This window comes from Acinetobacter sp. 1207_04 (genome assembly GCF_052850415.1).
The window spans coordinates 48,133-61,060 of sequence record NZ_VXCQ01000016.1 but is presented as its reverse complement, the minus strand read 5'-3'; the positions used below and the strand labels follow the sequence as shown (position 1 = coordinate 61,060).

General features: G+C 37.4%; 16 protein-coding genes and 2 pseudogenes. 5 read left to right on the top strand and 13 right to left on the bottom strand.

All coding sequences use genetic code 11. From position 1 onward, the window contains the following. Both FW754_RS14030 and FW754_RS14025 read right to left on the bottom strand, forming a co-directional pair. Window positions 1-342, bottom strand: a 342-nt coding sequence (locus tag FW754_RS14030) for a hypothetical protein (RefSeq protein WP_446324978.1), incomplete at its 3' end; no start/stop codon positions are given. A 4-nt stretch (window positions 343-346) separates the two neighbouring features. Then, the gene (locus tag FW754_RS14025) at window positions 347-595 is read right to left on the bottom strand and encodes a hypothetical protein (protein WP_446324977.1); all 249 of its coding nucleotides are present in this window, start codon (window positions 593-595) and stop codon (window positions 347-349) included. Between the two features lie 117 nt (window positions 596-712). On the opposite strand from FW754_RS14025, the gene FW754_RS14020 reads away from it, so the two are divergent. After that, the gene (locus tag FW754_RS14020; RefSeq protein WP_151746276.1) at window positions 713-934 is read left to right on the top strand and encodes a hypothetical protein; all 222 of its coding nucleotides are present in this window, start codon (window positions 713-715) and stop codon (window positions 932-934) included. A gap of 63 nt (window positions 935-997) precedes the next feature. Here the strand turns inward: FW754_RS14020 and FW754_RS14015 are convergent, their stop codons facing one another. Together FW754_RS14015 and FW754_RS14010 are read right to left on the bottom strand one after the other, a co-directional pair. Next, window positions 998-1,612 carry a hypothetical protein gene (locus tag FW754_RS14015; RefSeq protein ID WP_446324976.1) on the bottom strand — a complete coding sequence of 205 codons (615 nt, stop codon included), beginning with the start codon at window positions 1,610-1,612 and terminating at the stop codon, window positions 998-1,000. After that, window positions 1,605-1,787: a hypothetical protein gene (locus FW754_RS14010; protein ID WP_446324975.1), complete on the bottom strand. Its 183-nt coding sequence runs from the start codon at window positions 1,785-1,787 to the stop codon at window positions 1,605-1,607. The genes FW754_RS14015 and FW754_RS14010 overlap by 8 nt, the downstream gene beginning before the upstream one ends. Before the next feature lie 833 nt (window positions 1,788-2,620). On the opposite strand from FW754_RS14010, the pseudogene FW754_RS14005 reads away from it, so the two are divergent. Continuing rightward, window positions 2,621-2,843: pseudogene (locus tag FW754_RS14005) on the top strand (tyrosine-type recombinase/integrase); the annotation flags it as partial. A 454-nt stretch (window positions 2,844-3,297) separates the two neighbouring features. Continuing rightward, window positions 3,298-4,245 (top strand): LysR family transcriptional regulator, encoded by a 948-nt coding sequence (locus tag FW754_RS14000; RefSeq protein ID WP_446324974.1) that lies wholly within the window; start codon window positions 3,298-3,300, stop codon window positions 4,243-4,245. A 30-nt stretch (window positions 4,246-4,275) separates the two neighbouring features. On the opposite strand, the gene madM is transcribed toward FW754_RS14000, so the two are convergent. The 9 genes from madM to mdcA are packed head-to-tail and all read right to left on the bottom strand — an operon-like array spanning window position 4,276 to window position 11,579. After that, window positions 4,276-5,040 carry a malonate transporter subunit MadM gene (gene madM, locus FW754_RS13995; RefSeq protein WP_446324973.1) on the bottom strand — a complete coding sequence of 255 codons (765 nt, stop codon included), beginning with the start codon at window positions 5,038-5,040 and terminating at the stop codon, window positions 4,276-4,278. Further along, window positions 5,033-5,449: a malonate transporter subunit MadL gene (gene madL, locus FW754_RS13990; protein WP_409510062.1), complete on the bottom strand. Its 417-nt coding sequence runs from the start codon at window positions 5,447-5,449 to the stop codon at window positions 5,033-5,035. The genes madM and madL overlap by 8 nt, the downstream gene beginning before the upstream one ends. A gap of 58 nt (window positions 5,450-5,507) precedes the next feature. After that, window positions 5,508-6,440: a malonate decarboxylase subunit epsilon gene (gene mdcH / locus FW754_RS13985; RefSeq protein ID WP_446324972.1), complete on the bottom strand. Its 933-nt coding sequence runs from the start codon at window positions 6,438-6,440 to the stop codon at window positions 5,508-5,510. Next, window positions 6,437-7,051 carry a malonate decarboxylase holo-ACP synthase gene (locus FW754_RS13980; RefSeq protein ID WP_446324971.1) on the bottom strand — a complete coding sequence of 205 codons (615 nt, stop codon included), beginning with the start codon at window positions 7,049-7,051 and terminating at the stop codon, window positions 6,437-6,439. The genes mdcH and FW754_RS13980 overlap by 4 nt, the downstream gene beginning before the upstream one ends. Before the next feature lie 4 nt (window positions 7,052-7,055). Continuing rightward, the gene (mdcE, locus tag FW754_RS13975) at window positions 7,056-7,877 is read right to left on the bottom strand and encodes a biotin-independent malonate decarboxylase subunit gamma (protein WP_446324970.1); all 822 of its coding nucleotides are present in this window, start codon (window positions 7,875-7,877) and stop codon (window positions 7,056-7,058) included. Beyond that, window positions 7,874-8,710, bottom strand: coding sequence for a biotin-independent malonate decarboxylase subunit beta (locus FW754_RS13970; protein WP_446324982.1), 837 nt, complete (start codon window positions 8,708-8,710; stop codon window positions 7,874-7,876). Before FW754_RS13970 ends, mdcE begins: the two co-directional genes overlap by 4 nt. Window positions 8,711-8,717: 7 nt before the next feature. Beyond that, window positions 8,718-9,017 carry a malonate decarboxylase subunit delta gene (locus FW754_RS13965; RefSeq protein ID WP_409510058.1) on the bottom strand — a complete coding sequence of 100 codons (300 nt, stop codon included), beginning with the start codon at window positions 9,015-9,017 and terminating at the stop codon, window positions 8,718-8,720. Window positions 9,018-9,042: 25 nt separating this feature from the next. After that, on the bottom strand, window positions 9,043-9,900 hold the full coding sequence (locus FW754_RS13960) for a triphosphoribosyl-dephospho-CoA synthase (protein WP_446324969.1): 858 nt from the start codon (window positions 9,898-9,900) through the stop codon (window positions 9,043-9,045). Further along, window positions 9,900-11,579 carry a malonate decarboxylase subunit alpha gene (mdcA, locus tag FW754_RS13955; RefSeq protein ID WP_446324968.1) on the bottom strand — a complete coding sequence of 560 codons (1,680 nt, stop codon included), beginning with the start codon at window positions 11,577-11,579 and terminating at the stop codon, window positions 9,900-9,902. The genes FW754_RS13960 and mdcA overlap by 1 nt, the downstream gene beginning before the upstream one ends. 178 nt (window positions 11,580-11,757) lie before the next feature. On the opposite strand from mdcA, the pseudogene FW754_RS13950 reads away from it, so the two are divergent. Both FW754_RS13950 and FW754_RS13945 read left to right on the top strand, forming a co-directional pair. Continuing rightward, window positions 11,758-11,928: pseudogene (locus FW754_RS13950) on the top strand (IS1595 family transposase); the annotation flags it as partial. A 438-nt stretch (window positions 11,929-12,366) separates the two neighbouring features. Further along, window positions 12,367-12,918, top strand: coding sequence for a Csu type fimbrial protein (locus tag FW754_RS13945; protein WP_446324967.1), 552 nt, complete (start codon window positions 12,367-12,369; stop codon window positions 12,916-12,918). Window positions 12,919-12,928 lie beyond the last annotated feature (10 nt).

Sequence of the window (12,928 nt, the reverse complement as noted above, 5' to 3'; positions counted from 1 at the left end):
CATATTATAAATTGGGGGTTGAATAGCTTGCTTAGCAGTTGATTCTGCCGTGTTTACCAACACTTTGGCTATTTTATGTTCAAAGGTTTGAACGACTGAATTGTCTTGAGGTTGCTTCTGTTTTTTAGTGATGAGCTGTTGGCAATGGTTCAATTTGTTTTGAACAACGCCATTCAAGTAATCTTTAAGGTTTTGGCAAACACGAAGATCAATCTCTGAATATGTAGCAGCTAAAACAATTTCATCCATGATGAATTGTGATTGTTCATAGACTTCTGTTAGTTGATGAATATTTTTATCGAAGTCTTGGATTTTATTAATCAGTTCACATGCCTTGTCCATCACCCTACTCTCCTAAATATTCACGAATTTCAGCATTGGCTTTTTTATAGGTTTCTAAATGAGCATCAATGAGTGAATAGTCATACGACCAATCACTTGCAACTACGGCTAAATGCTCAAGGCATTTTTCTGTAGATTCAGCAGGACAGCAGACTTCTAAGCATGGATTACCATGTTCAGCAACGATTTTAGCAACCTGATTAAAAGCAGCTTGAATGAACTCTTGAGTTGATACAAAGATAATATTATTCATATTGTATACATGTGTAAGTATTACATAGGGCAATAGTACTATGCTTTTGTGTTAATGTATACATGCGTAAATATAAAGTGCGTAAAAATAACTTGTATACTAGGAGTGGAGTGCTATATGAGCCAAAAGGCTTGGAGTAAAAGAATGGCTGTGACTGTTCGTTTAAATGATTCAGAACAAGAAAGGCTGAGACGTAAAGCTATTGAGTTGAACAAGGTGCTGATCAATCGTGGGCTAGAACCAATTAAAGATAGTGAATTAGTACATCGTATTTTAGATCAAGCAATTGAATCTGCTGAAGTATCATCTTCAGGTGAAGTTATTATTGTTTTGAAATAAGGTAAAAGTCCCAAATTTGAGACTAGAGTCCACCATTAGATAACGTGGACTCTTTTTTATAAACTACTGTGGTATTGGAAAATCAGAAATTAATTCATAAGCTATAGCCTTACTATCAAATTCTGATTGCATCCACAAAAGAAACTTCATTGTTAATTGTACAAACAATATTACAATTCGCTTATTTAAATCAGCATCATTCCATAAAAACTCTTTGACAACTCGTTCATTAGTCTCACGATCGATTCCACCTATAGTAATCGATAATTCTTCACATGGAAGAAACCGCCCTTTAGATGGTAATGAATTAACTAAAGCTACTAATGAGTCAAATGCACTTTGTTCAAGTTTATACTGCCGACGATGTGAATATTTATTTCGAATTGCGTTGAATTTATCTAGAATATTGTAAAGTTGTTGATCTAAACCTAAATTTTTTGCAATATTAAGTTTAGTTTTAAATCCAATAAATGGTCCATCGAATAAATCCTCAGTACCAGTAATTTTGGAACACCAAATATTAATAAAATCCTCTAAAATTAAATGTGCTCTTAAAACAACTCCCGATGTGTCTGTCGAATTTACTAAGGCAATATAATCATCGGAAGTAAAGACCTTTGCAAAATCCCCACCAATAGGAACATGTTTTGAACCATCTTCAGTTATATTATTAATCATTATTAAGTTCACCATTAGCTTGTTTTCTTAGGTATTCTGAGACAATTTTATCTATAAAAGCCTCACCTTCTTTTACTGAACTAACAGGTTCAGCTAATATTTTTCCATCAGGCATTTTAAAAACAGCTAAGTGCGGAAAGTCACTTGATGGAGGATCATAAACAACAGCTGACATTTTAGGCATATCAATTTCACTTTATTAAAATCATTCTGAAGTCGCATAACTTCATTTTATGTTAAATAGGATATCTAAGACTGTAGCCTACACAACGCTGTTGTAGCTACAGATCAGCACCGTGAATCTTAGAAATTATATTCACGTTGCTGATTATCCTAATGAACATAATATTCGTTATGCAAAATCCTGCGCTATGTAATATTTTGCCAGTCTTGGTTTTAGGGTCTTGCAACGTAATTTTATTAAACTATTGTTTTATAACAAATCAAAAAAATTAGCCTGGGAAAAAATCTTGTCCTGGTGTTTCCTTCAGTATGTAATAAAATGCCACCTACCTAAGTCGATCTATATGGTGATCTAATTTTATAAATAATAATTTGAGTTGGTCTATTTCTTCAAAGTTGTTTGTCTGTAGATCACGAACATGATCTAAGTACTTCTCCAGTGATTCACGTATAAAAAAAATAAAATATAGTTCAAATAAGTATCTGTAATGACATCAATAATTAGCTTTGTACTATCTTTTTCATGATTTGGGCACAGTAACGAATAGGTTTTTATTGAAATAAAGTATGGAATTGCAAAAAAAAAATAGAACAAGCTTACTAGATTCAAAGATTTCCATAATAATCCCCTATATTAAAGATAAAAACTGACTTTATTAGAATTGATAATAGCCATTAAAACGTGATTATTTGGATCATCTATCATATTTTGTAAATCGCTTTGTGATACTTCATCCAAAGTACTATGTCTTGTCGATACATGGTTAGGATAAGAATGCCAATCACGGATATAGTAAACAATATAGATTACTTAGGCTAATTTAACCTAAACAAAATCGTGTGACTATCACACATTGTTTTAGATCAACTTTTTTTGAACGGTCAGCCGATAAAACGAATTATTCTCGTGAGATATGTGAGCATGTTCTTTACCCCTAAACTTCTTGATGAAGTCGAAGCCACTTAATTATATTTATGTAATGCTTTTCTTGAAAAACGTGAGTGTTTGATGGCTGATTGGGAAATATTTTGTAATTTGTGTGATTAATATAAATAAATGGCATAAAAAAACTGTACCTAATTGAAATAAATTTCTATAAATTAGCCACTTATAATATTACAATTGAAAGTTACCAATACGTTCAGCACACATCTGTAGAATTTATATCCAAATTGTAACTCAAATTTGAGAGATCTTATTTTTAAAGGATTGTGTAACAAAGCCGATATAATGAGCAAAAATATGAGTAAGTTTATCCCTATCAGAAGCATTAAAATCTATGGTAAAAGCGAATCTTTAGCTTAATTTTTGTTTCTTATAAGTCTTGAACGAGGATAGTCCATATTTTTTTTAAATTAGAATCTTAACAAGTTTTTTATTTTCCTGTATTTAATTATTAAAAATAAAATATATATTTCAAATATTTATTGTATAAGACCCGATTAAACCATGCACTTTAGTATATTATGGCAAATCCCATCAGCGCTGAAGGATAAACTCGATGGAAATAGATGAAGAACTCACACTAAAAAAAATTCAAATTTTTTTAGCTTTTATGCGATACGGAAATTTGTCAAAAGCTGCTGTTGAAATGCAAATTAGTAATGTCAGTGTACATAAAGCATTACATTCTTTGGAGAGCTCATTACGTTGTCCTTTATTTAAAAATGAAGGTCGAAACTTAATTCCTTTAAAAAGTGCTTACGTACTTGAAGAAAATTCAAAGAAAATAGTTCAAGATATTGTTTCTACAATTAGTAAAACCCGTGAGGCAGCTGGATTTGCAGCCAAAATCTTTCATTTAGGCTCTTTATATTCTTTAACAGTGACAACTTTGCCAAGTATCATTAGTGGGGTAAAACTTAGACGTGGCGAACTAGATATTCAGCTTTTGTTGAGTTCCAATCTCGATTTAATAAAAAAATTAAAAGAAACAGAATTAGATGCAATTATTGTCGCACTAAATGAAACAACCTCTGGTCAAGAATTCGAAAATTTACCGATGTTTCAAGATGATATTTTTTTAGCAGTTAATAAAGATTCTAAATATGTAGTCTATGATGAAATTGATTTAAGCCAACTTAAAGATGAAACTTTTCTAACATTGGCAAAAGGTTTTGCAACACGCAGTGATAGTGATGTCATATTTAAAAAAGCAAAAATTGATCCCAAAGTTTTCTTACAAGTTTCTGATATTTTTACGCTAATTAGCATGGTCAATTCTGGTGTTGGCTTTGCTTTGTTACCTGGACGAATTTCATCGATTTATGAAAGCTCAGTGAAGTTAATTCGATTAAAACAGGAGTATCAAATCAAGCAAGAAATTGGTTTGGTATTTTTAAAAAGTAAAGAGCGAGATCCAAATTTATTGGCGTTGATTGCTGAATGTCGCATGTTTACCCAAAAATATAATGCACTAAACGCACAAAAAGGTAATTTTCCACGTTAAGGAGAATTACCTTCTTCTATTAAGTCTTTATTAACCTACTAACAATTTTACGCATAAAAATAATATAGTAGGTCCCATTAAGCAGCCTAAACCTGTGTGGAAAGTTGCAGTTAATGCACCATAAGGTACTAAACGACGATCTGTTGCAGCTAATCCTGCTGATACACCACTTACCGTTCCAGCTAATCCACCAAAAATCATAGCTGAACGTGGATTATCTAAGCCCATAAATTTTGCAGTCATAGGTGTAGAGACCATAACACAAATCGCTTTTACTAAACCTGTTGCAATAGATAAAGCCATAACTTCTGAACTTGCTCCAATTGCGGCACCTGTAACCGGTCCAACAATATAGGTTACTGCGCCTGCACCAATGGTGGTAATGCTGACTGCATCGCGATAACCAAAAATCCAAGCAAAGATACAACCGACAATGAAAGGAAAAATAGTTCCTAAGAAGAGTGCCAACACACCAATAAAGCCCGCTTTTTTCGCTTCAGTTGCTTGTACTTCAAATGCTGTTGCTACGATAGCAAAATCACGTAACATCGCTCCACCCATCAAGCCAACCCCTGTAAACAAAGCAATGTCTGTAATGCCCTTTTGGCCACCTGTTACACTTCCGCCGATGTAAGCTAAAATTAAACCAATTACAATTGCAATTGCAGAAGCATGCACACGACCTTTGGTTAAATATTTTGACAGCTTGGTTGAAAGCCACATTATTAAAGCAATCAAAGCAAACGCTGTCACTAAACCCAAATGGGTTAAACCATCTAACATTAAATCAAACATGGGCTTTATCTCCTACTTTAACTGTATTGAACTCATCTTCATCTGGTAAAGGTTCGCCTTTTTTATAACGACTTAAACCAGCAATCGTAAGAGTACATACAGCCACTGTAGTAATAGCTGCGAATATCGCCATATGACCACTTGATACCGCAGAAATCACATTTTGTTGTGCTGCCATTGCAACCACAATTGGAATATACATGGTGCCCCAAAACACCACACCCATTTCCGTTTCCGCAGTCATGAAGCCACGTTTATCCATCCAAATTCGAATAAAAATAAGTAAAATCATGGCAATACCAACACCACCAACATTTGATTTCACACCAAACAATACACCTAACATGTCACCCACCACTACACCTACAAGTGTACATAGTGCGAGTAAACCAACGCCGTAAATAATCATGGTAATTCCCTCATTTTCCTTGGGTTATTCCAGTTTCAATTGTCCTTAATATCAATGTTCAATCAGCAATTATTGCCTGTTGACGCATTGCAACTATCAGACTGTCTCTGCGAGTTGTTTGAAATGACAAAACGCTACCTTCTTTAAAAACTTTTCTTGCTAGTCCAGTTAAAACTGAACCTGGTAAACCTTCGATTTGTAACCTTACACCTCGCTCCCACGCCACTTGAACTGTGCTTTCCCAATCAATGGTTCGACACATGTTAAAAATTAAATCTTGTTTAATTTGTTCTGTTGCATGTACTAATCGTGCGGATGTACCACTTAAATACTTAAACTTTGCTGGATGTAAAGCAATATTCTCCATCGCCTGAACCAACTGTTGTGCCTGTTCATCCAATAATTCGCAATGTGATGGCACACTAACATTTAATTTTTTAGCAATCGCTCCCTGATTTTTTGCAATCTCCACGACCTGCGCCATTGCTTGTTCTGAACCAGAAATCACAATTTGGTTAGCCGCATTTAAATTTGCGATATAGACCTTCCCTACTTTTTGATAGACCTCGGTAACCCATGTAATCACTTGCGACTTATCTGTATTCATAATTGCAGTCATTCCGTAGCCAAAAGGATAAGCCTTTTGCATAAGCTGACCGCGTAATGACACTAATTTCAAACCATCTTCAAAACTGTAAACACCCGCCACTGCTGCTGCTGTCCATGCCCCAATCGATAAACCTGCGACATAATCAGGTTGAACTGCTGCATCAAGTAAAATTGCAGAACTGATATATCCCGCCAAATATAAGCACAGTTGTACAGCTTCAGTTGAAGCGAGGGCTTCGGGTTGATCTAAGGTCAGTACATCACGCTGCAAAGCCACAGAAGCACGCTCTAAATAATGTCGTACTAAAGGATGCTCAGGTAAGTCATGAAGCATATTAACTTTTTGAGCACCCTGTCCTGGATATACCCACATCGTACTCATATAAATTCCTTTTCCTGCCAAGGGTTTTCGACTAACACCGCAGCATGGCTAGATTTAAGCAAAATTTTACTTGAACCTGTCGCCCATTCCTTCAATGCCACACCACCTTGTGGCGTTTGTAACTGTACATCCAACTTTTCTGTCGTTTCTTCCAATTGAATCAACATCTGATGCGCAAGCTGCTTATCCAAATAATTTGGCATTCGCATGATTAAATCAATATCACTTTGTGCATGTACAGTTTGAATACCTGTAGCAAGCTCAAAACCAACACTGCCTGTGTAGCCCCATTGCACTGCAAAGCGATTCAGAACTTTTGAAATACTGACTAAGCGCTGTTGCAAATGTGGAAATTGACATAAATCAACATTCACCAACTGCTCTGGACTCACACAACGAATAACTGCAGATTTTTGCATCTGTGTGGCATAACGCTGATGGCGCGCACTGCCACGTATGCCGACTGCAACCATCGATGAATCTGTGATCGCTCGCCTAACCACGACTGGATGTCCAGCTTGCAGAGCTTCTATTGCCCATGCAGGTGCTGAATTTTCCAGTGTTTGAGTGGTCAGGGCCCATAACAAATCATGGGGTTGCAGGGCTTCCATGCTGTTACCAATCTGCAGCCAAACGATCACGAACCAATTTGGATGCTTGTCGATTTACACCATGTAAACGATTTTCTAGTCCAACAGAACCTTGTTGTTGCACATCAACAATTGCTTGCTCAATGCGTTGCTGAACTTGTGCAACATCTGCATCAGTGGGTTGAATAGGATTGGATACCGTTAAAATATCTGTCAGCAACCCCAAACTAGAATAACTTTCAATGTCATAGGCCATCGGAGGAATACTGGCAGCCAATTTTTCTAACTCATCAACAGAACGTAAAGTCACACGAGCAGCCGACTCTTTACCCATTGCATGTACCATGACCCCTTCATCATTCAGGGCAAAAATACGATTAGCCTGATAACCATGCGCAAGAAAAGCACCTGACATCGATTTACCCACCAGTAGACTAATCACAGGATGTTTGGCTAATCTAGCTCTGGCATAACTATCGACAGCACCAGCTAAAGCTAGATAAATCCCGAGCACTTCTTCACGGCGACCATAAGCTTGACTTGGTACATCAACCACACAAATAATAGCGCGCTTAGACTCAAGCTGATGGTCTTGTTGAATCACATCATCAACTGCTTTAGCCAAAGTCCAACCTTCTAAGACACCTACTTCACCGTTACGGGCACGTGGATATAAATTTTCTGTATTGGGTACGACAGCAATTACGCGAACAGCCTGTTGCTGAAAATGACCATCTGCAACCAAAATAGAATCGGTATATTCTGTAACTTGGCGACAACTCGTCGTGAGTGCATTAAACCAATTTAAGCCACGCACTGAAGTGTTTTGATCAATATCATGACTCATAATGACGCTCCTTGATAAAGTGCTTGTACTTGCGCTGGTGTCAATTGCTCAGCAGTATCAATATTTTCTAGACGTGGCAGATAAAACTGATAATTCGAACTGCGATGTAACTGTGGTACACCTTGGGTCATAAAATCTTGAATCTGTTGTTTAATTTGATTACGGTTATCTTCAACAAAACTGTCAATCATGGCACTAGCAGTACGTTGTTGCCCACCTGTGATACTCCAAATAAATGGACGGTCTTTCGAGTCGTACTCTTGAACACCTGCTTCTTGTTCAATGACTTGTGGCCCATTGAGTCCCAGACGACCTTCTTGCGTCATGATTAAATAACTGCATAATCCCGCAGCAATTGACATGCCACCAAAACATCCAACACTACCTGCAACCACACCAATCACTGGACGATACTGGCGTAAATCTACAATCGCAGCATGAATTTCGGCAATCGCTGCCAAACCTAAATTGGCTTCTTGTAAACGCACACCGCCTGTTTCAAGCAACAAAATCGCGGTGGTTGGAATTCCTTTGCGGTTATCTTCAGCCGCCAGTTCAAGCGCACCTGCGATTTTTGCGCCACCGACCTCTCCCAGACTCCCCCCCTGAAAAAGACCTTCAATTGAAATCACGACTACAGGTTGTTGTTGGATAATGCCTTTGGCCACCACCACACCATCATCCGCTTGGGGAACGATATTTTGCTTCATCAACCACGGTGACATAATTCGTTCAAAAGGATCTAATAATTCACGGAAGCTATTTTCATCTAAAAGTGCTTTGACACGTTCACGTGCATTCAGTTCAATAAAACTGGGCTTATTGAGTAACATTGCTAAATCAGCCACGGTTCACCTCCTCCAATGCTTGTTCAAAACGTAAACGTACTACACCTGGGGTTGCACCAAAGTCATGAATATCTGCATGAACTGCGGGGGGAGTTTGCGCACTGAACATCCGTTCAAATAAATTTTTCCAACGCTTCGAGCTTCCATCCACAGATGTGACCACTTGAATGGTTATTTTCCCTATTTCATTCGGCTGCATTAATATTTCAAGGTCGCCTGAACCTACGCAACCAACCAAAGCTTTTTTGGCTGGTGCGGTACTTGCAGGAAACTCAAAATTCAGTATTTCCATTACTTTTCTTCCTATTTATTTTGAATTAAAGTTGTTCAACGCGGTCAAGAAATAAAGTCGCCGCCAATAAATCGGCTACTCCTCCTGGGGAAGCATTCAAACGCATTAAATCTATTTCTAAAAAATTGAATGCACGCTTGCCTGTGTCCGTGGCATACCCCCCTAATTCAAGTACATATTGCGCACCTTTCTGCATCCGCTTTAAACCTAATTCGCCCGAACGGTACAACACACAGGTATCTTTAAGTGTTGCCATCATGGCCAACAAACTGTCTACTCGCGCTACGACTTCAGTGTGATGCTTTGCACGACTGGCACGTAACTGAGGTAAGCCAAAATGCATAATCACTGGGAAAGCCTGTTGTGCCTGAAGTTTTGCACCACCTGCACCATATTTTTTCTGCACATATTGCCCATGACTTTGCTGTTGTTGCGGTATAAATCTATCTTCTAAACAAGCAATTTCTGCTGCAATTTGACAAATTTCGCTTGCCTTGATATTCATTTTCTGGCTATGCATAGCTGTTGCCGTAACCAATAAGCCCAAAGCCCAAATTGCACCACGATGTGTATTTATTCCTTGAGTTTCCATCAACATCACAGCTTCACCATCACGTCCAATTTGCCCAATCGCTTCACGTAAATGCTGTGAAACAGTGCCATGTTCTAAAGCTACTTGAGCCATAGCCTCAAACATTGGTTTTAGGCTTTTGGCTGAGCGCTCCATCAGTTCTAGCGTTAAATCATGATGTGCACCATTCCCTCTACGATCGACCAATGCCGGTTTCGGGGTTAAATTCACCTCATCAATTAAAGCATGGACAGCAAATTCAGCTAACAAACTGCTATAAGATCGTTTCTGATTCTGTACAAATGCATTCATTACCAACTCCTGAATTTTGCAGGCGGTTGATATAAACCATCAGACCATGTCACTAAGTCACTGATATTTTTTGCTGCTAATAATTCACGTGTTGCATCTGTACGACGAATACCTAAATCTTCAGGGAAAACTACCAATCCTTCTTGTCTTAAACGTTCTGTTGTTTTAGGATCTTGCTTAAGCCCAATTTCAGTCACGCCTGCAACTGCTGCAATCATTTCTTCCCGTTCTTGTAAGCTGCTAGCTTTATACAAGTAAGCAATGCCTTCTTCGGTCAATAAGTGGGTGACGTCATCGCCGTAAATCATAATCGGTGCTAAAGGCATATTGGATTTTTTAGCGACATCGACTGCATCTAAAGTTTCCACAAAAGTAGGCTTACCACCCTCTTGGAAGGTTTCAACCATTTGAACCACAAGTTTTTTACCACGTGATAAATAAGTATCGGTTTCTGTCGCACCTACTAAACGCATATCCAGCCAAGCAGGTGTAGCATGACGACGACCTCGTGGATCATGTCCCATATTCGGTGCACCGCCAAAGCCTGCTAAACGACCTTTGGTGACCGTTGATGAATGACCTTGACCATCTACTTGTAATGTTGCTCCAATAAACAAATCAACTGCATATTGCCCAGCAAGCTGACACATCATACGATTAGAGCGTAAGGAACCATCACGACCAGTGAAAAAGATATCTGGACGGGCTGCAATATATTTTTCCATGCCTAGTTCCGTACCGAAACAATGCACACTTTCCACCCAACCTGATTCAATTGCAGGGATTAAAGTTGGATGTGGGTTCAAGGTCCAATTACGACAAATTTTACCTTTTAAACCCAATGATTCGCCATAAGTCGGTAAAATCAATTCTATTGCAGCGGTATTAAACCCAATACCATGATTAAGTGACTGAACATTGTGTCGCTCGTAAATACCGCGAATGGCCATCATTGCCATGAGTACATGCATGGAAGTAATATGCTTTGGATCACGTGTAAATAGCGGCTCGATATAAAAAGGCTTGTCTGCAACCACAACAAAATCGACCCATGAAGCAGGAATATCAACACGTGGTAAATCAGTAACATCTTCAACTAGCTCATTGACCTGTACAATCACAATTCCATCGCTAAATGCAGCAGGTTCAATCAATGCAGGCGTATCTTCTGTACTTGGGCCTGTATAAATATTGCCCTGACGATCAGCTTTAAAGCCTGCAGATAACACTACATTTGGAATTAGGTCGACCAATAGACGTGAATAGAGTTCGATATAAGTATGAATCGCACCGACTTCCAATAAACCATCTTCAAGTAATTGGCTGATACGCAAACTTTGTGTACCTGCAAATGAGAAATCTAGTTTTTTAGCGATACCTTTTTCAAATAAATCAAGATGTTCTGAACGACCTACGCTCGGCATGATCATATGTAAATTATTTAACACAGCAGGATTAGTTTGCGCCAATGAACGCGATAAAAAATCAGCCTGCTTTTGGTTATTTCCCTCTAATACAACACGATCACCTGATGTAATCAGTATTTCTAATACTTTAATAATATCTTGAGTCGGAATCACTACACCATCTGTATACTGGCATACTTGATCGATTTTTAACTGTTTTCTCTGACGGCGTGTATTCCACTTACGCTCTTCATGCTGAACAGAACCTTCCATGTCATTATCCTAGTTTTGTATTGTCGTCTTAGTCTATAAAAGCCTTTTATTCGGGTTTAATCAATCAACCTTGAATCACTTTTATTAACTTGAAGTTAATACAAATTTTGAATATTCATGTAAATATATTTGAAATTAATGAGAATGATTTAAACAAAAAAGATTTTCCAGATAAAAAATCGCAGAGGCGAAATTCATACAGATTATTCGCCTTTTCGCCATGGATTTTACAGCAACAGACACTGCTGAATTAACCAATATTTCTGTCCGTTCAATTAATTCAATCTTCATCAAAATTCGTCATAAAATAGCCCAAACATGTGAAGAAATCTCTCCCTCTGAAGGTGTGAATGTTTTTTCTACATCTTAAACAGACGAACTACCCTTTCAACCATCAGCACAGTAATTTGTATCTCAATTTGCTTAAAATACTCCGTGAAAACCCTCTTTAGCTTCCTAAGCTCCTACCTAAGTACTGCTTTAAAATATTCTTATTCTTTATCACTTCATCGCATAATTATTATTTGAAGTACAATAGGCCTCTTGCATTAGTCGAAATTTGAACAGGGATGACCTTTGATAAGATATTGTATAAATCGAAAATGACTAAAAACCTCGCTTACACAAGAGGTCTAATATGTATAACAAACTGAGCTCATATACATAGATTATTCAAACGAATTCATTCTTTTCGTGTAAATGAACGTTTAGCTCCAAAAGAAACTTATAATTCGTAGAAAAAATATAGTATATTTAACCAAAGAGTATATTTATACATATTGCAAATATGATTTTATTTTTATGCTCCATAGTAAATTTAAGATTATTCTTACTCAAATTATTTACACAACATTATAATTTTATGAAAACATCTATTTATGCTTTAGTTATTTCTATTTTGATTACTTCATCCACAGTTTTATTTGCGGAGAGTCACGATTCGTCAAATTTTAATATCAAGATTACAATTAAAGAGTCTTGTAATATTTCATCTAAAACTACATCGGATCTGGATTTTGGAACAGTTGAACGCTCTTCGCCAGAGGTTTCAACGCAAGGTAATTTGAATGTCACTTGCACTCAAGGCACGCCTTATAATATTTCGCTTAAAAGTAAGCGTCTCATGACTACTCAAACAACACAAATGACGATTCCATACCAGATCTACCAAGACTCAACTCAACAAGTTATTTGGGGCAGTGATGTAAATAATGCTTATACCAATATAGGCACAGGTACAACACAAAATATTCCTATCTGGAGCAAAGTTACTGCTGAGCATACCAATGTTCCAGCAGGAAACTATTCAGATACGGTAACTGCTGTCATTAACTATTAACCTCATTCTT